Genomic DNA, 19122 nt, shown 5'->3' with positions numbered 1-19122 from the left:
GCATTCTTTTGCAGGATAAGAAATCTCTGGATCATGCTCGCATGTTGCGCAATCTGCTCGCCCGCCCCTGTAGATATTCCTTATACTTAGCCCGACACCGGCTTCGCTGACGGTGCACTTTTCGGATTTTATTCAGATTAACGAGTACGGAAGCAACCTCATGAAAATGCGTGCAATAGTGCTGGCCCTGGGTACGACGCTCCTGCTGAGCGGCTGTCAGAGTATGGATTCTAACGGTCTGATGACGTCAGGCGCAGAAGCCTTTCAGGCCTATTCCCTGAGCGACGCGCAGGTGAAAGCGCTGAGCGACCAGGCCTGTAAAGATATGGACGGAAAAGCCACGCTTGCCCCGGCTGACAGTACCTACACACAGCGTCTGAATAAGATTGCTTCCGCGCTTGGCGATAACATCAACGGCCAGCCGGTTAACTACAAGGTTTACATGGCGAAAGACGTCAACGCCTTCGCGATGGCCAACGGCTGCATCCGCGTCTATAGCGGCCTGATGGACATGATGACCGACAACGAAGTCGAAGCGGTGATCGGCCACGAAATGGGCCACGTTGCGCTCGGCCACGTCAAGAAAGGGATGCAGGTTGCCTTAGGCACTAACGCCATCCGCGCGGCGGCGGCTTCTGCGGGCGGTATCGTTGGCAGCCTGTCCCAGTCACAGCTGGGTGACGTAGGCGAAAAGCTGGTTAACTCCCAGTTCTCACAGCGTCAGGAATCCGAAGCGGACGACTACTCCTACGATCTGTTGCGCAAACGTGGCATTAACCCATCGGGTTTAGCCACCAGCTTTGAAAAACTGGCCAAACTGGAAGCGGGACGCCAAAGCTCCATGTTTGACGATCACCCGGCCTCAGAAGCGCGCGCGCAGCATATTCGCGACCGTATGGCCGCTGACGGAATTAAATAATATTGGAAGGAGGCAATTTTGCCTCCTTTTTATTTCGCATGAATTGCCAACTTAATCGCACGTATCGGTAATCCTCCTGAACACCGCGTTAAATCAGCCCTTCCCTATTGAAATGTCTGGTCACATATTTATTGCAATCGTTAACCATTCCGGTAATTATCAAACGCGCAGTAATTCAATTTAATATATTAAGACAGAGACGTTCCCTCCGTGAAAAAAGAATTATCATTAATTGCTTTAAGTTTATTCACCGCATTACCTGCCGCTGCCAGCCAGCAATCTGACAGCAAAGGTTTTATCGACGACAGTCATTTAGACCTGTTTTTACGCAATGCGTATATCAGCCGTGATTACCATCAGGGCCAGCAGGATAAAGCCGAATGGGGCCAGGGCATCATCGCCACCTTTGAATCCGGTTATACCGAAGGTCTGGTGGGCTTTGGCGTAGACGGCATCGCACAGTACGGCGTGCGCCTGGATGGCGGTCGCGGCAAGAGCGGTGCGGGCGGCATCGACTTCTTTAAACAGGACGATGATGGCCGGGCCAAATCCGATCTGGCAAAGTTTGGCGCGACGGCCAAAATGCGCATCTCTAATACCGTACTGAGCTATGGCAATCAGCGTCCTGAGCTGCCAATTGTCAATGCCGACAGCTCCCGCCTGCTGTTTGAAAGCTACACCGGTACTATGCTGACCTCGAAGGAGATCGACGGGCTGGAAGTGAACGCCGGTTATTTCACCGACGAGCAGCGTAAAAGCGACGACCGCCACGACAGCGGCCTGAAAAGCCTGACCTTCGGCGGCGCAAGCTACCAGTTCAACGACCAGTTCAGCGGCGCGCTATACGCCTCTCATAACGAAGAGGTGATGAACAAACAGTATCTGGGTCTGAACTTCAAACAACCGTTCAGCACGGGGCAGCAGCTGGTACTCGACTTCAACGGTTATAACTCGCGTCTGGATCAGGGTTACGCGGACAGCCTCGACACGGGCCGCAGTAACTCCATCTGGAGCCTGGCGGCGAGCTACATCTGGGATATTCACACGTTCAAAGTGGCATACCAGCAGAGCAGCGGCAGCACTGGCTACAACTACGGCGGCTATCGCGACAAGGGCGGCGTGGGTGACGGCGGCAACACCATCTGGCTGGCGAACTCTTACTGGTCTGATTTTAACGGCGAAGATGAACGTTCCTGGCAGGCGTCGTACGGCCTGGACTTTGGCGGCCTCGGCCTGCCGGGCCTGAGCTGGACCACGGCCTACGTGCGCGGCGACAACATTAAGACGTCTGAAACCAGCAACGGCAAAGAACACGAGTGGTTTAACCAGATCCAGTACCAGGTGCAGGACGGTCCGGCGAAGGATCTGAAACTGAAACTGCGCTATTCCGTACTGCGCGTCTCCAGCAACGCCAGCGACTATAACGTGGGCGGGGACGAGATCCGCGCTTACGTAGAGTACCCGTTCAACGTGTTCTGAAGGCAATAAAAAACCTCTCAAGTGAGAGGTTTTTTTCACACCAGGCGAGGCTTACTCGCCTTTTTTGGCAGCCTGAATGTAGAGCATTTCCAGCGCCAGGCTCGCTGCGGCCAGCGCAGTGATCTCAGACTGGTCATAGGCCGGCGCCACTTCCACCACGTCCATACCCACGATGTTCAGATCCTTCAGACCGCGCACCAGCTTGATGGCGCGATCGGACGTCAGGCCGCCGATCACCGGCGTACCGGTACCCGGCGCAAAAGCCGGATCCAGGCAGTCGATATCAAAGGTCAGATAGACAGGCATATCGCCGACGATCTGCTTAACCTGCGCGATGATGTCGTCCACGCCACGATCGTTGACCTGGCATGCGTCCAGCACGGTGAAGCCGTTGTCTTTGTCGAACTCGGTGCGAATACCGATCTGCACGGAGTGGTTCGGGTCGATCAGACCTTCGTTCGGCGCGGTGTAGAACATGGTGCCATGGTCGAACTCGCAGCCGTTCGCGTAGGTGTCGGTATGCGCATCAAAGTGTACCAGCGCCATTTTACCGAAGTGTTTGGCGTGAGCGCGCAGCAGCGGCAGGGTCACGAAGTGGTCACCGCCGAAGGAGAGCATGCGCTTGCCGGCCGCCAGCAGCTTCTCCGCGTGGGCCTGCAGCTTTTCACTCATCTCGCGCGCGTCGCCGAAGGCGTACACCAGGTCACCGCAGTCCACCACATTCAGACGCTCGCGCATGTCGAAGTTCCACGGGAAGCGGTTGTGCTCCCAGGCCAGGTTGGTGGAAACCTGACGGATCGCGGCCGGACCGTGACGACCGCCCGCGCGGCCAGAGGTCGCCATATCGAACGGTACGCCGGTGATTACCCAGTCCGCGTCGCTGTCGTACGGCTGGAAGTTCATCGGAAGGCGTAAAAAACCAAACGCGTTAGATACCAGAGAGTTATCGTACTGATGACCTAAAGTGCTCATGTCCTGACCTCATTGAAAGTCGATGGGTTGAAAACTGTAAAAAAAATCCCTTCCGCGTCGTTAAGCCCGACGAGGAAGGGATCGATTCGTAAAGCGCTTATTGAGACGAATTATCGCCGGTAAGGCATACGGGTTCAAGTGAGTATAGGGCATTACGCTGTCTTTACCCTCACCCTCTCCCCTATGGGAGAGGGAAGAATGCCTACTCGTCTTCCAGATAGGTATATCCGTACAGACCCGCTTCAAACTCTTCGAGGAACTGCTGCTGCAGCGCATCGTCCAGACCGGTGTTTTTCACCTGGTCGCGGAACTGGGTGAGCAGTTTTTTCGGATCCAACTGCACGTATTCCAGCATGTCCGCCACGGTGTCCCCTTCATCTGACAGCTCCACTTCCACACTGCCGTCAGGGAACACGAACACGTCAACCGCTTCGGTATCGCCGAACAGGTTGTGCATGTTGCCGAGGATCTCCTGATACGCCCCCACCATAAAGAAGCCCAGCATCGGCGGGTTCTCCGGGTCGTATTCCGGCATTGGCATGGTGGTGGCGATACCGTCCCCGTCAACGTAGTGGTCGATAGCGCCGTCGGAGTCACAGGTGATGTCCAGCAGCACCGCACGGCGTTCCGGCGCGTGGTTCAGCCCTTCCAGCGGCAGAACAGGGAACAGCTGGTCGATACCCCAGGCGTCCGGCATCGACTGGAACAGCGAGAAGTTGACGTAGATCTTATCCGCCATACGCTCCTGCAGCTCGTCGATAATCGGACGGTGCGCGCGGTTGCTCGGGTCGAGCTGTTTCTGCACTTCATGGCACATGTTCAGATAGAGCTGCTCCGCCCACGCGCGCTCCTGCAGGCTAAAGGTGCCTGAAGAGTAGCCAACGTGAATATCGTGCAGATCCATCTGACTGTCGTGCAGCCATTCGCGCAGGGAACGGCGCGTACCCGGCTCGTGCATCTCCTGCCAGGTTTCCCACATGCTTTGCAGGGAACGTGGGGCATCGTCTGCCGGAGGCGTCGCTTCGGTAATTTCGCTACGCTCGACGCCGATGATGTTAGAGACCAGCACCGTATGGTGCGCGGTTACCGCGCGGCCGGATTCGGTGATCACCGTCGGGTGCGGCAGGCCGTGCTCTTCACAGGCATCGCCAATCGCCCAGATGATGTTGTTGGCATATTCGTTCAGGCCGTAGTTCACCGAGCAGTCGGACTGCGAGCGGGTCCCTTCGTAGTCCACGCCCAGGCCGCCGCCCACGTCAAAGCACTGGATGTTCACGCCAAGCTTGTGCAGCTCAACATAGAAACGCGCCGATTCGCGCACGCCGGTGGCGATGTCGCGAATATTCGCCATCTGCGAGCCGAGGTGGAAGTGCAACAGCTGAATGCTGTCCAGACGACCGCGTTCGCGCAGAATTTCCACCAATTGCAGCACCTGGTTCGCCGCGAGGCCGAACTTGGATTTTTCACCGCCGGAGGACTGCCATTTCCCGGAACCCTGCGATGCCAGACGCGCACGCACGCCAAGGCGCGGGATAACGTTCAGACGCTCGGCCTCTTCCAGCACGATCGCGATTTCGGTCATCTTCTCGATAACCAGATAGACCTTGTGACCCATCTTCTCGCCAATCAGCGCCAGACGAATGTATTCGCGATCTTTATAGCCGTTACAGACGATCACCGAGCGGGTCATGCCCGCATGGGCCAGGACCGCCATCAGCTCCGCTTTCGAGCCCGCTTCCAGACCCAGCGGTTCGCCGGAGTGGATCAGGGATTCAATCACGCGGCGGTGCTGGTTCACCTTGATCGGATAAACCAGGAAATAGTCGCCGTTATAACCATACGATTCACGCGCGCGCTTGAACGCGGCGTTAATGGAACGCAAGCGATGTTGCAGGATCTGCGGGAAGCAGAACAGTGCAGGCAGACGCTGGCCCTGTGCTTCACGGGCTTTCACCAGCTTAGCGAGATCCACGCGCGCTTCAGGGACGTCCGGATCCGGGCAGACGCTGATGTGGCCCAGCTCGTTGACGTCGTAGTAGTTATTGCCCCACCAGGCAATATTGTAAGTGCGCAGCATCTTGCTGGCTTCCTGGGAGCTCATCGCAACCTCCTGCATAGAACGTAGTACACCCTGTTCGCCCGCTGACGAAGGCGAAAAAGAAGACATGTCGTCAGACATAGCGAACCTCAACTCTTTGTATTAAGTGTAAAACAGTTGACTACTATCGCAGCGTTATACGGCGATAACAACCCATTAACGGCTCCGTTTCCCAGCAGAGTATGCTGAAATCCAGACCGTGCGACCGGTTTCTTATTCATATCATTGTAAAACACGTATCCGAACTCTGTATGACAAGGTTCGGCGAAACCACGAGAAAACTCTTGTATTAACAAGAGCGCCCTTGTTCAGTTTTCACAGAGCGTAACCGGCCCTTGAATCCTGAGAAGCGCCGAGATGGGTATAACATCGGCAGGTTTGCAGACTAGAAATGCGGGTTGCGGGAATCAAATGCGTGCCAGAACGGCTGCGCTGAATTAGCGGAAAACGATGGTTCATTATCTCGTATCACCTCCACGGCCGCCTCTGCTGAAACGGACCTCAAGCCAAAGCTAACAGTTCACTGCTTAACCCGGCTGGAAGTGGCGACACGATGAGTTCATCGAGCGCTTTTTTTGTATGAGCCGCGCGCCGCGTTTTATACCGAGAAGGGGGCTAAAAAGCAAAACAAAAATGCGCGTGTTGCCAGCAGCGTCAGGAAAAATTTCCAGCAGCCATTTCAACGCAGTGAGAGATGAATCAAAAAAAACTGGAAATCGGGCGAAGAAGTGACCTAAAATAGCCATCCAGATGTTAATCCATCTATACTGATTAACACTCATACTGCCAGTGTCAAAAACCTGCAGGCCTTGGTAGAATTATCTCCTTTGGCTATTCCACACAGCAGCTTGAGCTAACCAAATTCCTCTTAGGTGAAATAAAACATGGCAAAACACCTGTTTACGTCCGAGTCCGTATCAGAAGGACATCCTGATAAAATTGCTGACCAAATCTCCGATGCGGTGCTGGATGCGATCCTGGCGCAGGATCCTAAAGCACGCGTAGCGTGTGAAACCTATGTCAAAACCGGCATGGTTCTGGTTGGCGGTGAGATCACCACCAGCGCATGGGTTGATATCGAAGAGATCACCCGTAACACGGTGCGTGAGATCGGCTATGTGCATTCTGATATGGGCTTTGATGCCAACTCCTGCGCGGTACTGAGCGCGATTGGCAAACAGTCTCCTGACATTAACCAGGGCGTTGACCGTGCCGATCCGCTGGAACAGGGCGCGGGCGACCAAGGCCTGATGTTCGGCTATGCAACCAATGAAACCGACGTGCTGATGCCAGCCCCGGTTACCTACGCACACCGTCTGGTGCAGCGTCAGGCTGAAGTGCGTAAAAATGGCACCCTGCCGTGGCTGCGCCCGGATGCGAAAAGCCAGGTGACCTTCCAGTACGACGACGGCAAAATCGTCGGCATTGATGCAGTGGTGCTGTCTACCCAGCACTCCGAAGAGATCGATCAGAAATCCCTGCAGGAAGCAGTGATGGAAGAGATCATCAAGCCGGTTCTGCCGACCGAATGGCTTAGCTCTGCGACCAAATTCTTCATCAACCCAACCGGACGCTTTGTTATCGGCGGCCCAATGGGCGACTGCGGCCTGACCGGTCGTAAAATCATCGTTGATACCTACGGCGGCATGGCGCGTCACGGTGGCGGCGCGTTCTCCGGTAAAGATCCGTCTAAAGTTGACCGTTCTGCCGCGTACGCTGCACGTTATGTGGCGAAAAACATCGTTGCTGCCGGCCTGGCTGACCGCTGTGAGATTCAGGTTTCCTACGCTATCGGCGTGGCTGAGCCAACCTCTATCATGGTGGAAACCTTCGGTACCGAGAAAGTGCCTTCAGAACAGCTGACCCTGCTGGTACGTGAGTTCTTCGACCTGCGCCCATACGGCCTGATTCAGATGCTGGATCTGCTGCACCCAATCTACAAAGAAACCGCTGCATACGGTCACTTTGGTCGTGAACATTTCCCATGGGAAAAAACCGACAAAGCCGCTCTGCTGCGTGAAGCTGCCGGTCTGAAGTAATCGACTGACAGCTGCTTTATAAAAGGCCAGCCTTCAGGCTGGCCTTTTTTGTGTCGGGTGGCGGCTGCGCCTTAACCGACCTACGGGGTGCCACCACCCGGCAATGTTTGAAACCGATTACACCGCGCCGGATATATCCCGCTTTCAGAATATTCTCTTTGCATGATCGCCTTTCTTCTGCTGTTACATTTCCTTTCAGTTAAGTCTGAAATTCAAACAAACGCGATGCGCATCACCTCGTTTACCTCTATATTTTCAAAGCTTTAATAATTTTTACGGTTTCACGTTAGTGTAACCGATTACACCATTGTGATTAATCTCACATATTTTTACGGGTCGCTCACCTACCCTTTACATCAATAAAACTGATAACCCAACTGGAGGGCATAATGCCTGACAATAAAAAACAGGGGCGTACGTCCAACAAGGCGATGACATTCTTCGTCTGCTTCCTCGCCGCCCTGGCAGGATTACTCTTTGGCCTGGATATCGGCGTTATTGCCGGTGCCCTTCCCTTTATCGCAGACGAATTCCAGATTAACGCGCATACCCAGGAATGGGTGGTCAGCTCCATGATGTTCGGTGCGGCCGTTGGGGCCGTCGGCAGCGGCTGGCTCTCCTTCAAGCTCGGACGCAAAAAGAGCCTGATGATTGGCGCGATCCTCTTCGTCGCCGGTTCACTCTTCTCTGCTGCTGCACCTAACGTTGAAGTGCTGATCCTTTCCCGCGTGCTGCTGGGCCTTGCAGTGGGCGTGGCGTCATACACCGCCCCGCTCTACCTCTCTGAAATTGCACCGGAGAAAATCCGCGGCAGCATGATTTCCATGTACCAGCTGATGATCACCATCGGTATTCTCGGCGCGTACCTGTCTGATACCGCCTTCAGCTACAGCGGCGCATGGCGCTGGATGCTCGGCGTGATCATCATCCCGGCCATTCTGCTGCTGATTGGTGTCTTCTTCCTGCCGGACAGCCCGCGCTGGTTTGCCGCGAAGCGCCGCTTCCATGACGCCGAACGCGTTCTGCTCCGCCTGCGTGATACCAGCGCGGAGGCAAAAAACGAGCTGGATGAGATCCGCGAAAGCCTGAAGGTAAAACAGTCCGGCTGGGCGCTGTTTAAAGAGAACAGCAACTTCCGCCGCGCGGTGTTCCTCGGCGTGCTGCTGCAGGTGATGCAGCAGTTCACCGGGATGAACGTCATCATGTACTACGCGCCAAAAATCTTCGAACTGGCGGGCTACACCAACACCACCGAACAGATGTGGGGGACCGTTATCGTCGGTCTGACTAACGTACTGGCGACCTTTATCGCCATCGGTCTGGTGGACCGTTGGGGCCGTAAGCCAACCCTGACGCTGGGCTTCCTGGTGATGGCGGCGGGCATGGGCGTTCTCGGTACGATGATGCATGTGGGCATCCACTCGCCAACCGCCCAGTACTTCGCGGTGGGTATGCTGCTGATGTTTATCGTCGGGTTCGCGATGAGCGCCGGTCCGCTGATTTGGGTACTGTGCTCTGAGATCCAGCCGCTGAAAGGGCGTGATTTTGGTATCACCTGCTCTACCGCAACCAACTGGATTGCCAACATGATCGTCGGCGCAACGTTCCTGACCATGCTCAATACCCTGGGCAACGCGAACACCTTCTGGGTCTACGCCGGTCTGAATATCTTCTTTATTGTGCTGACCATCTGGCTGGTTCCGGAAACCAAGCACGTTTCGCTGGAACATATTGAACGTAACCTGATGAAAGGTCGTCCGCTGCGCGAAATCGGCGCCCACGACTAACTGAACGCCGATGAAGATCCGTAAAGAACCTTCATCGGCGTTATTATTTAATCATTCCATTTTTTAAAATGGTTTTTTTTGTACCATCTTGGTAATTCATTACAATACCTAGAATTTGCTCAGCGAAGTCAATTTCAAAAGTACTTTCAATTGGTTTCGTGAATACATAATCCACGATAAGAGCTTTTATTTTTACTTTAAAATTATCCTTCGGAACTATTAAAAAACCATTTTCAAACTTTTCAATGAACTGTCCCTTTCCATAAGGCAATTCTGGGTTTGCAGCAATAATCCTCCCTCCAATATGTTGTAAGGTGTAGTTCTTATTTTCGTCATCATTTTGTATAATAACTTCATTATTTTGAATTCTAGATAATGAATGTTTTATCTGTGCTTCATCAATGTCTGTTTGACTATCAAACCAAGTTTTATCGATCATTACATTAAAAGATCTTGCGGATGGCTGCGTAATAGCTTTCATTTTAAAAACGATTGTTTTTAAAAATGGTTCGCCATCTTCATCAACCCAATCACTATCATTTGTTTCGCGGATCACCAATAAATCTATATTATGTTGTTTAGCTTTTACTTCTGCTCCTTTTTGATAACCTGTTTTGGTTGCATAAATACCTCTTAAATTTGGGATGTCATGTAATTTACCAATAAAAGAATCAATTTTATCAATCGATATGGACGAGCTATAATCTTTACATTCTATGACTGTTTTGTATAGATACCCCCCAAAGAAAACTCCCAATACAAATCAAATTCTCTTTCAACACCACATCTATCAACTATTTTTTTGTTTTTCTCGATATTTATATTTCTTATTGAATTTTCACCATCATAATTTAGCAAAATAACATGAATTTTTTTAACAAACTCTTCATAATCTCTTCCATTATTTTTCATTTACAGTACCTTTAGCTGATGAAGATAAAGATGATAAATCTAAATGTATGTAAATTGCGAAAGTTAGATCACTGTTTTATGATGCATAAATGAAAGCTCCCCGTCTCCCCATTGCCATTCAGCAAGCCGTTATGCGCAGCCTGCGGGAAAAACTCGCCCAGGCCAACCTGAAGCTCGGCCGCAGCTATCCTGAACCGAAGCTGGTCTATCAGCAGCGCGGCACCGCGGCGGGCACCGCCTGGCTGGAATCGTATGAGATCCGACTGAACCCGGTGCTGATGCTGGAAAATCAGCAGGCATTTATTGAAGAGGTCGTACCGCACGAGCTGGCGCACCTTCTGGTGTGGAAGCACTTTGGCCGCGTCGCGCCGCACGGAAAAGAGTGGAAGTGGATGATGGAGGCAGTGCTCGGGGTGCCGGCCCGCCGCACGCATCAGTTTGAGCTGGAATCGGTGCGCCGTAACACCTTCCCCTACCGCTGCCAGTGCCAGCAGCACCAGTTGACCGTCCGTCGCCATAACCGCGTGGTGCGCGGCGAGGCCACCTACCGCTGCGTGAAATGCGGCGAGCCGCTGGTCGCGGAATAATCAGCTGAACTTTCAGGAACTTTCCTGATCTGACTGATTGCATACGGGAACAACATTCGTTACGTTGCGGGCTCGTTTCACACGGAGTGTAAGATGTCCCGTAATGTTTCTCTCGCGGTTGCCTTCCTGGCAACGGCGCTCTCCGGCCACGCTCTGGCCGACGGTATCAACAGTTTCTCTCAGGCTAAAGCCGCTGGCGTGAAGGTGAACGCCGATGCACCTGGCGATTTCTACTGCGGCTGTAAAATTAACTGGCAGGGCAAAAAAGGGGTCGTTGACCTCGAATCCTGCGGCTATAAGGTGCGTAAAAACGAGAACCGCGCCAGCCGCATCGAGTGGGAACATGTGGTCCCGGCGTGGCAGTTTGGTCACCAGCGCCAGTGCTGGCAGGACGGCGGACGTAAAAACTGCGCCAAAGATCCGGTTTATCGCCAGATGGAAAGCGACATGCATAACCTGCAGCCTGCGGTTGGTGAAGTGAACGGCGACCGCGGCAATTTCATGTACAGCCAGTGGAACGGTGGCGAAGGCCAGTACGGCCAGTGCGGCATGAAGGTGGATTTCAAAGAGAAAGTCGCCGAGCCCCCTGCCCGCGCGCGCGGCAGCATCGCCCGCACCTACTTCTACATGCGTGACCGTTATGACCTCAACCTTTCACGCCAGCAGACGCAGCTGTTCAATGCCTGGGATAAGCAGTATCCGGTAACGGAATGGGAATGCCAGCGCGACGAACGTATCGCCAGAGTCCAGGGGAATCATAACCCTTACGTCCAGCGGGCTTGCCAGGCGCAAAAGAGCTAACCTACACTACGGCCATTCGCTTATATCGCATGACACATGGAATTTCTGACTATGCGCATTCCCCGCATTTACCATCCTGAACTGATTACCGCAGGCCGCGAAATCGCCCTGTCTGACGATGCCGCTAACCACGTTGGCCGCGTGCTGCGCATGGGCGCAGGCCAGGCCATCCAGCTGTTCGACGGCTCTAATCAGGTTTTCGACGCGGAAATCACGCGGGCGGATAAAAAAAGCGTGCATGTAAATGTATTGCGCGGTGAAGTGGACGACCGTGAATCGCCGCTGCATATCCACCTTGGGCAGGTGATGTCGCGCGGGGAAAAGATGGAGTTCACCATTCAAAAATCCATAGAGCTGGGTGTAAGCCTCATTACGCCACTTTTTTCCGAGCGCTGTGGCGTTAAACTGGATGCGGAACGTCTGAACAAAAAGATCCAGCAGTGGCAGAAAATCGCCATTGCGGCCTGCGAGCAGAGCGGCCGCAACCGTATTCCGGAGATCCGCCCGGCGATGGAGCTGGAGGACTGGTGTGCAGAAGAGGATAGCGGGCTGAAGCTCAATCTTCATCCGCGCGCCAGCGCCAGCATCAATACGCTGCCGCTGCCCGTTGAGCGCGTACGCCTGCTGATTGGGCCGGAAGGCGGCCTGTCGGCTGACGAAATTGCCATGACGGCGCGTTACCAGTTTACTGATATTCTGTTGGGACCTCGCGTTCTGCGCACTGAGACAACGGCACTCACGGCCATTACCGCGCTACAGGTACGGTTTGGCGATCTGGGTTGAAGTATAAACGGAGAAGAACATGATAAAGCTCGGCATCGTGATGGATCCCATCGCAAACATTAACATCAAGAAAGATTCCAGCTTCGCCATGCTGCTGGAAGCGCAGCGTCGCGGTTATGAACTCCACTATATGGAGATGAACGATCTTTACCTGATCAACGGTGAAGCCCGCGCACGCACCCGCATCGTTAACGTCGAGCAGAACTACGACAAATGGTACGAATTCGGCACCGAGCAGGACATTGCCCTGGCCGACCTCAACGTTATCCTGATGCGTAAAGACCCGCCGTTCGACACCGAATACATCTATAGCACCTATATCCTTGAACGTGCAGAAGAGAAAGGGACGCTGATCGTCAACAAGCCGCAGAGCCTGCGCGACTGTAACGAGAAGCTCTACACCGCCTGGTTCTCTGACCTGACGCCGGAAACGCTGGTGACCCGCAGCAAAGCGCAGCTGAAAGAATTCTGGCAGAAGCACGGCGATATCATCATGAAGCCGCTGGACGGCATGGGCGGTGCGTCTATTTTCCGCGTGAAAGAGGGCGACCCGAACATTGGCGTGATCGCCGAAACGCTGACCGAGCTGGGCACGCGCTACTGCATGGCGCAGAACTATATTCCGGCGATCAAAGACGGCGACAAACGCGTGCTGGTCGTGGATGGCGAGCCGGTTCCTTACTGCCTGGCGCGTATTCCGCAGGGTGGCGAAACGCGCGGTAACCTGGCGGCCGGTGGCCGTGGTGAACCGCGTCCGCTGACCGAAAGCGACTGGGAAATTGCCCGCCGCGTCGGCCCAACGCTGAAAGCCAAAGGCTTGATCTTCGTTGGCCTGGATATCATCGGCGATCGCCTGACTGAAGTGAACGTCACCAGCCCAACCTGCATTCGCGAAATTGAGGCGGAGTTCCCGATCTCGATCACCGGAATGCTGATGGACGCTATCGAAAAACGTTTACAGAAATAACCTGTGACAGCGCCTGTGTTTATCTCCATACTGGGCGCTGTCGCTTTTTAAACCAGGAAACAGTACCTCTGACAATGAATTTACAGCATCACTTTCTTATTGCCATGCCTGCTCTCCAGGATCCGATTTTTCGCCGCGCCGTGGTTTATATTTGTGAATACAATGAAGACGGCGCGATGGGTATTATCATCAACAAACCGCTGGAAAACCTGCAGGTTGAAGGGATTCTGGACAAGCTGAAAATCCCGGCTGAAGCGCGCCTGCCGGAAATCCGGCTTGATAAACCGGTGATGCTGGGTGGACCTCTTGCCGAAGATCGCGGCTTTATCCTGCATACCCCGCCGGTATTCTCTTCCAGTATTCGCATCTCCGACAACACCGTGATCACCACCTCGCGCGACGTGCTGGAAACGCTGGGCACCGCTGAGCAGCCTTCGGAAGTGCTGGTGGCGCTGGGCTATTCGTCGTGGGAGAAAGGCCAGCTTGAGCAAGAGATCCTCGATAATGCCTGGCTTACCGCACCTGCGGACATGAATATTCTGTTTAAAACCCCGATTGCCGATCGCTGGCGTGACGCGGCAAAGCTGATTGGCATCGATATCCTGACAATGCCTGGCGTAGCGGGGCACGCCTGATGAGCGGAACACTGCTGGCCTTCGATTTTGGCACCAAAAGCATCGGCGTCGCCGTGGGCCAGCGCATCACCGGTACCGCGCGTCCGCTCACGGCCCTGAAGGCCAACGACGGCACGCCAGACTGGAACCTTATTGAGCGCTTGCTCAAAGAGTGGCAGCCGGATGACGTTATCGTTGGGCTGCCGCTGAACATGGACGGCACGGAACAGCCGCTTACTGCCCGGGCGCGTAAGTTCGCCAATAAAATCCATGGACGTTTTGGCGTCTCCGTGAAGCTTCACGACGAGCGTCTCAGCACCGTCGAAGCGCGTGCGGGCCTGTTCGAGCACGGCGGGTTCCGGGCGCTCAACAAGGGCAGCGTGGACTCCGCTTCAGCCGTCATCATCCTCGAAAGCTATTTCGAACAGGGCTTTTAAACGCAGGGGCCTACAGCCGCCCCTGCGCCCGTCTCTCCGCCAGGCTCTGGTCAAAGTTCTGCATGCCCGCCTGCTGGCCGGTTTGAATGATGCCGGGCAGTTGCCACGTCTTCCCTTCACGAATCAGATTCGCCGCCGCAGCGGTGTTCACCAGCAGTTCATATAGCGCGACGCGCCCGCCCTGGAGATCGGGAAGCAGCTTTTGCGCCAGCACCGCCCTCAGGCTGCCGGCCAGCTGGTTACGCACCGGCTCTTTCTCCTGCGCCGGGAACGTATCGACCAGCCGTTCAATTGCCTGCGCTGCCCCACGCGTGTGCAGCGTCGCCAGCACCAGATGCCCGGTCTCCGCCGCCGTCAGCGCCAGGCGGATCGTTTCGCTGTCGCGCAGCTCTCCCAGCAAAATAACGTCCGGATCCTCGCGTAATGCGCCGCGCAGCGCCTCGGCAAAGGACGGGCTGTGTTGCCCAATCTCGCGCTGCTGAATCAGGCAACGTTCACTCTGGTACATAAACTCCACCGGATCTTCGAGCGTGAGGATATGGCCGTCAGTCTGGCGGTTGAGAAAATCGACCATCGCAGCCAGCGTGGTGGATTTACCACTGCCGGTGGCCCCCGTCACCAGAATCAACCCGTTGTCACTGGATAACAGTTCGGGAAGCGCCCGCGGCACACCCAGCGAAGCGAGCTGCGGACAGGAACGCGGCAACAGGCGCAGGGTAACGGAGACGCCCTTCATCTGCTTAAACGCACTGCCGCGCAGACGCTGGTTTCCTGCGACCGTCACGGCAAAATCGACCTGCCCGTTTGCCCACCAGGCTCCCTGCTGCTCGTCGTTCAGCCACGCTTTTAGCAACGCCCCGACGTCAGGCGGCGGAAACGGGGCCGGTTCAAGGCGGCCTAGCCTGCGCCAGCGAGGTGGTGAATCACTGCACAGGTGTAGATCGGAGACGTTATGCTTTACACTAAGGGCCACAATTTCTTCCACATCCATAGACTACTCCTCGGAAAATGAACGACATTGCGCATAACCTGGCACAGGTCCGGGACAAAATCTCAGCCGCTGCAACACGTTGCGGCCGTGCTTCAGAAGAAATTACATTGCTTGCAGTCAGTAAAACCAAGCCTGCGAGCGCCATCGCAGAAGCCATTGCTGCAGGCCAGCGGGCGTTTGGTGAAAACTACGTGCAGGAAGGCGTGGATAAAATTCGCGACTTCCAGGAACAGGGGACGTCCGATCTGCAATGGCACTTTATTGGCCCGCTGCAGTCGAACAAAAGCCGTCTGGTGGCAGAGCACTTCGACTGGTGCCATACCATCGACCGTCTGCGTATTGCTTCCCGTCTGAATGACCAGCGTCCGGCTGAAATGCCAGCGCTTAACGTGCTTATCCAGGTCAACATCAGCGATGAAAACAGCAAGTCCGGCATTGCGCTGAGCGAACTGGATGCGCTGGCCGCAGAGGTGGCCGCCCTGCCGCGCTTAACCCTGCGCGGGCTGATGGCCATTCCGGCGCCTGAGTCAAGTTATGAAAGGCAGTTTGCCGTGGCACAGCAAATGGCTGTAGCATTTGAGGCGCTTAAAGCGCGCTATGAAACGGTAGACACGCTTTCACTGGGCATGTCGGATGATATGGAAGCCGCCATCGCGGCAGGCAGCACTATGGTGCGCATCGGTACCGCCATTTTCGGTGCGCGCGACTACTCAAAATAATAAGGAAACCTGAGGAACGCCATGAAGACGTTGACTTTCCTGCTCTCAACAGTGCTTGAACTGTATACGATGGCGCTTTTGCTGCGCGTCTGGATGCAGTGGGCCCGCTGTGACTTTTACAATCCGTTCTCGCAGTTTGTCGTGAAAATCACGCAGCCTGTTGTCGGACCGCTGCGCCGTATTATCCCGGCCATGGGCCCCATCGACAGCGCTTCGCTGCTGGTGGCGTTTATTCTGAGCGTGCTCAAAGCCATCGTGCTGTTTATGGTTATCACCTTCCAGCCGATTATCTGGATTGCCGCCATCCTGATTCTGATCAAAACCGTCGGTTTGCTGATCTTCTGGGTGCTGCTGGTTATGGCGATCATGAGCTGGGTGAGCCAGGGACGTAGCCCGGTGGAGTACGCCTTGATTCAGCTGGCCGAGCCGCTGCTGCGTCCGATCCGTAACCTGCTTCCGTCCATGGGCGGCATCGACTTCTCCCCGATGATCCTGGTGCTGCTGCTTTATGTGGTCAACATGGGGATCGCTGAGCTGTTACAGTCTACGGGCGATATGCTGCTGCCGGGGCTGTGGATGGCGCTATGAGTGCAGTAAGCATCTGCGCCGACGGGCTGGTTTTACGGCTGTATATTCAGCCGAAAGCCAGCCGTGACAGTATTGTTGGGCTGCATGGCGACGAGCTAAAAGTCGCCATCACCGCCCCGCCGGTCGATGGTCAGGCGAACGCGCATCTGACCAAATATCTGGCAAAACAGTTTCGCGTCGCCAAAAGCCAGGTCATTATTGAAAAAGGTGAACTTGGGCGGCATAAACAGGTAAAAATCCTTAATCCGCAATCTATCCCGACGGAAGTCGCGGCTCTGACAGAACAGGACTAAACCATGCAGAAAGTTGTTCTCGCGACCGGTAACGCCGGTAAAGTGCGCGAGCTGGCCTCGCTATTAAATGATTTTGGGCTGGACGTGGTGGCTCAGACCGATCTTGGCGTGGAGTCCGCCGAAGAGACGGGGCTGACGTTTATCGAAAACGCGATCCTGAAAGCGCGCCACGCTGCGCAGATTACCGGCCTGCCAGCGATTGCCGATGACTCCGGCCTGGCCGTGGATTTTCTCGGCGGTGCGCCGGGGATTTACTCCGCGCGCTACTCCGGCGTGGACGCTACCGACCAGCAGAATCTGGAAAAGCTGCTTGTCGCTCTGAAAGATGTACCGGATGAACAGCGCACCGCGCAGTTCCACTGCGTGCTGGTTTATATGCGTCACGCGGAAGACCCGACGCCGATCGTCTGCCACGGCAGCTGGCCGGGCGTAATTACCCGTGAAGCGGCGGGCAACGGCGGCTTTGGCTACGATCCGATTTTCTTTGTCCCGACCGAGGGCAAAACCGCTGCGGAACTGACCCGCGAAGAGAAAAGCGCGATATCCCACCGTGGACGCGCGCTGAAACTGTTACTGGAAGCACTGCGTAATGGCTAATTTGCCGCCTCTGAGTCTGTATATTCACATCCCGTGGTGCGTGCAGAAATGCCCGTACTGCGATTTCAACTCGCACGCACTAAAGGGCGAAGTGCCGCACGATGACTACGTTGCGCATCTGCTGGCCGACCTGGACGCCGATGCACCTTACGCACAGGGACGTGAAGTTAAGACCATTTTCATTGGTGGCGGTACGCCGAGCCTGCTGTCCGGCCCGGCGATGCAAACGCTGCTGGACGGCGTGCGTGCGCGCCTGAACCTGGCGGCGGATGCTGAAATTACAATGGAAGCCAACCCCGGCACCGTTGAAGCCGACCGTTTTGTCGACTATCAGCGTGCGGGCGTGAACCGTATCTCCATCGGCGTGCAGAGCTTTAGCGAGCCGAAGCTGAAACGACTGGGGCGCATTCACGGCCCGGAAGAGGCGAAGCGGGCGGCGAACCTGGCAACGGGGCTTGGGCTGCGCAGCTTTAACCTGGATTTGATGCACGGCCTACCGGACCAGTCGCTGGAAGAGGCGCTGGACGATCTGCGCCAGGCGATTGCGCTGAACCCGCCGCACCTGTCGTGGTACCAGCTCACCATTGAGCCCAACACCCTGTTCGGCTCGCGCCCGCCGGTGCTGCCGGACGACGACGCGCTGTGGGATATCTTCGAGCAGGGCCATCAGCTGTTAACTGCCGCGGGCTATCAGCAGTATGAAACTTCGGCCTATGCGAAGCCAGGCTACCAGTGCCAGCACAACCTGAACTACTGGCGCTTTGGCGACTATCTGGGCATCGGCTGCGGCGCGCACGGCAAAGTGACCTTCCCGGACGGGCGTATCCTTCGCACGGCCAAAACCCGGCACCCGCGCGGGTATATGGAAGGCCGCTACCTGGAGCGTCAGCACGACGTTGAGGCGGCAGATAAGCCGTTTGAGTTCTTTATGAACCGCTTCCGTCTGCTGGAAGCCGCGCCGCGCGCGGAGTTTGCGCTGTACACCGGCCTGGCGGAATCGGTGATTCGTCCGCAGATTGACGAGGCGCTGGCGCAGGGGTATCTCACGGAATGTGATGAGTACTGGCAGATCACCGAGCACGGCAAACTGTTCTTAAACTCCCTTCTTGAGCTGTTCCTCGCCGAAGATTCCTGAAGCCTGATTCAGGATTTTGCATCCCGTTCTGCCGGCTGAGGGAAAGGCTGGCAGAGTGTGAGGATGGAAAAAACAAAACAACTCCGTAAACAAATGACGCCCGAAGAGTTACGCCTCTGGTATTTACTCAGGGGACGCCGCTTCTTTGGCTATAAGTTTCGCCGCCAGATGCCGATTGGTGCATATATCGTGGATTTTGCCTGTTTTAAGGCAAAGCTGATTATCGAGCTGGACGGTGGCCAACATCAGAATAACGAAACCTATGATTCACGTCGTACTGAATTTTTGAATGCGAACGGCTGGGAAATACTACGGTTCTGGAATAACGAATTCAGGACAAACGAGGAGGAGGTGTTAATGGCTATCAGGCAACGACTGCGCTGCTTGATGCCCTCACCCTAACC

Annotated in this window: 24 protein-coding genes; 16 read left to right on the top strand and 8 right to left on the bottom strand. The window is 55.2% G+C overall.

The window, feature by feature from the left end; genetic code table 11:
* Window positions 1–160 precede the first annotated feature (160 nt).
* Complete coding sequence (gene loiP, locus D5066_RS20730; protein ID WP_080330052.1) at window positions 161–919, top strand: metalloprotease LoiP; 759 nt, start codon at window positions 161–163, stop codon at window positions 917–919.
* A 210-nt stretch (window positions 920–1129) separates the two neighbouring features.
* Window positions 1130–2398 (top strand): OprD family outer membrane porin, encoded by a 1269-nt coding sequence (locus tag D5066_RS20725; protein ID WP_119917091.1) that lies wholly within the window; start codon window positions 1130–1132, stop codon window positions 2396–2398.
* 51 nt (window positions 2399–2449) lie between these two features.
* Here the strand turns inward: D5066_RS20725 and speB are convergent, their stop codons facing one another.
* The 5 genes from speB to D5066_RS20705 form a co-directional block, all read right to left on the bottom strand.
* Window positions 2450–3370, bottom strand: coding sequence for an agmatinase (gene speB, locus D5066_RS20720; protein ID WP_119917090.1), 921 nt, complete (start codon window positions 3368–3370; stop codon window positions 2450–2452).
* Window positions 3371–3572: 202 nt separating this feature from the next.
* Window positions 3573–5549 (bottom strand): biosynthetic arginine decarboxylase, encoded by a 1977-nt coding sequence (gene speA / locus D5066_RS20715; RefSeq protein ID WP_080330050.1) that lies wholly within the window; start codon window positions 5547–5549, stop codon window positions 3573–3575.
* 8 nt (window positions 5550–5557) lie between these two features.
* Entirely contained in the window at window positions 5558–5689 is a 132-nt protein-coding gene (yqgB, locus tag D5066_RS20710; RefSeq protein ID WP_057979949.1) for an acid stress response protein YqgB, read from the bottom strand.
* Between the two features lie 94 nt (window positions 5690–5783).
* Complete coding sequence (gene yqgG / locus D5066_RS23365; protein WP_419179132.1) at window positions 5784–5927, bottom strand: small protein YqgG; 144 nt, start codon at window positions 5925–5927, stop codon at window positions 5784–5786.
* 68 nt (window positions 5928–5995) lie between these two features.
* Window positions 5996–6214, bottom strand: coding sequence for a hypothetical protein (locus D5066_RS20705; RefSeq protein ID WP_139784218.1), 219 nt, complete (start codon window positions 6212–6214; stop codon window positions 5996–5998).
* Between the two features lie 138 nt (window positions 6215–6352).
* On the opposite strand from D5066_RS20705, the gene metK reads away from it, so the two are divergent.
* Both metK and galP read left to right on the top strand, forming a co-directional pair.
* Window positions 6353–7507 (top strand): methionine adenosyltransferase, encoded by a 1155-nt coding sequence (metK, locus tag D5066_RS20700; RefSeq protein ID WP_014885184.1) that lies wholly within the window; start codon window positions 6353–6355, stop codon window positions 7505–7507.
* 389 nt (window positions 7508–7896) lie between these two features.
* Complete coding sequence (gene galP, locus D5066_RS20695) at window positions 7897–9294, top strand: galactose/proton symporter (protein ID WP_119917088.1); 1398 nt, start codon at window positions 7897–7899, stop codon at window positions 9292–9294.
* Between the two features lie 43 nt (window positions 9295–9337).
* Here the strand turns inward: galP and D5066_RS20690 are convergent, their stop codons facing one another.
* Both D5066_RS20690 and D5066_RS22855 read right to left on the bottom strand, forming a co-directional pair.
* Window positions 9338–10051, bottom strand: a complete 714-nt coding sequence (locus D5066_RS20690; protein ID WP_119917087.1) for a restriction endonuclease — start codon at window positions 10049–10051, stop codon at window positions 9338–9340.
* The gene (locus tag D5066_RS22855) at window positions 10009–10206 is read right to left on the bottom strand and encodes a hypothetical protein (protein ID WP_133300921.1); all 198 of its coding nucleotides are present in this window, start codon (window positions 10204–10206) and stop codon (window positions 10009–10011) included. Before D5066_RS22855 ends, D5066_RS20690 begins: the two co-directional genes overlap by 43 nt.
* 89 nt (window positions 10207–10295) lie before the next feature.
* On the opposite strand from D5066_RS22855, the gene D5066_RS20685 reads away from it, so the two are divergent.
* The 6 genes from D5066_RS20685 (at window position 10296) to ruvX (ending at window position 14395) form a co-directional block, all read left to right on the top strand.
* Window positions 10296–10793: a SprT family zinc-dependent metalloprotease gene (locus D5066_RS20685; RefSeq protein ID WP_119917086.1), complete on the top strand. Its 498-nt coding sequence runs from the start codon at window positions 10296–10298 to the stop codon at window positions 10791–10793.
* A 93-nt stretch (window positions 10794–10886) separates the two neighbouring features.
* A complete protein-coding gene (endA, locus tag D5066_RS20680; RefSeq protein WP_119917085.1) occupies window positions 10887–11594 on the top strand; it encodes a deoxyribonuclease I in 708 nt (235 codons plus the stop codon).
* 51 nt (window positions 11595–11645) lie between these two features.
* Window positions 11646–12377, top strand: a complete 732-nt coding sequence (rsmE, locus tag D5066_RS20675; protein ID WP_119917084.1) for a 16S rRNA (uracil(1498)-N(3))-methyltransferase — start codon at window positions 11646–11648, stop codon at window positions 12375–12377.
* A 19-nt stretch (window positions 12378–12396) separates the two neighbouring features.
* Window positions 12397–13344, top strand: coding sequence for a glutathione synthase (gshB, locus tag D5066_RS20670; protein WP_033146605.1), 948 nt, complete (start codon window positions 12397–12399; stop codon window positions 13342–13344).
* A 74-nt stretch (window positions 13345–13418) separates the two neighbouring features.
* Window positions 13419–13979, top strand: a complete 561-nt coding sequence (locus tag D5066_RS20665) for a YqgE/AlgH family protein (protein ID WP_008499752.1) — start codon at window positions 13419–13421, stop codon at window positions 13977–13979.
* Window positions 13979–14395, top strand: a complete 417-nt coding sequence (gene ruvX / locus D5066_RS20660; protein ID WP_021242076.1) for a Holliday junction resolvase RuvX — start codon at window positions 13979–13981, stop codon at window positions 14393–14395. The genes D5066_RS20665 and ruvX overlap by 1 nt, the downstream gene beginning before the upstream one ends.
* 10 nt (window positions 14396–14405) lie before the next feature.
* Here the strand turns inward: ruvX and D5066_RS20655 are convergent, their stop codons facing one another.
* Entirely contained in the window at window positions 14406–15386 is a 981-nt protein-coding gene (locus tag D5066_RS20655) for a type IV pilus twitching motility protein PilT (protein ID WP_119917083.1), read from the bottom strand.
* Window positions 15387–15403: 17 nt separating this feature from the next.
* Here D5066_RS20655 and D5066_RS20650 point away from each other — a divergent pair, with 17 nt between their 5' ends.
* The 6 genes from D5066_RS20650 (at window position 15404) to D5066_RS20625 (ending at window position 19120) form a co-directional block, all read left to right on the top strand.
* On the top strand, window positions 15404–16105 hold the full coding sequence (locus D5066_RS20650; protein WP_080330043.1) for a YggS family pyridoxal phosphate-dependent enzyme: 702 nt from the start codon (window positions 15404–15406) through the stop codon (window positions 16103–16105).
* A 21-nt stretch (window positions 16106–16126) separates the two neighbouring features.
* Entirely contained in the window at window positions 16127–16693 is a 567-nt protein-coding gene (locus tag D5066_RS20645) for a YggT family protein (protein ID WP_080330042.1), read from the top strand.
* Window positions 16690–16986, top strand: a complete 297-nt coding sequence (gene yggU / locus D5066_RS20640) for a DUF167 family protein YggU (protein ID WP_119917082.1) — start codon at window positions 16690–16692, stop codon at window positions 16984–16986. Before D5066_RS20645 ends, yggU begins: the two co-directional genes overlap by 4 nt.
* Before the next feature lie 3 nt (window positions 16987–16989).
* Window positions 16990–17583: an XTP/dITP diphosphatase gene (locus D5066_RS20635; RefSeq protein ID WP_048979374.1), complete on the top strand. Its 594-nt coding sequence runs from the start codon at window positions 16990–16992 to the stop codon at window positions 17581–17583.
* Window positions 17576–18718 carry a radical SAM family heme chaperone HemW gene (gene hemW, locus D5066_RS20630; protein ID WP_119917081.1) on the top strand — a complete coding sequence of 381 codons (1143 nt, stop codon included), beginning with the start codon at window positions 17576–17578 and terminating at the stop codon, window positions 18716–18718. The genes D5066_RS20635 and hemW overlap by 8 nt, the downstream gene beginning before the upstream one ends.
* Before the next feature lie 63 nt (window positions 18719–18781).
* On the top strand, window positions 18782–19120 hold the full coding sequence (locus D5066_RS20625; RefSeq protein ID WP_119917080.1) for an endonuclease domain-containing protein: 339 nt from the start codon (window positions 18782–18784) through the stop codon (window positions 19118–19120).
* Window positions 19121–19122 lie beyond the last annotated feature (2 nt).

The organism is Enterobacter chuandaensis, assembly GCF_003594915.1.
Classification (GTDB): Bacteria; Pseudomonadota; Gammaproteobacteria; order Enterobacterales; family Enterobacteriaceae; genus Enterobacter; species Enterobacter chuandaensis.
This window is presented reverse-complemented; position numbering and strand designations above follow the sequence as displayed.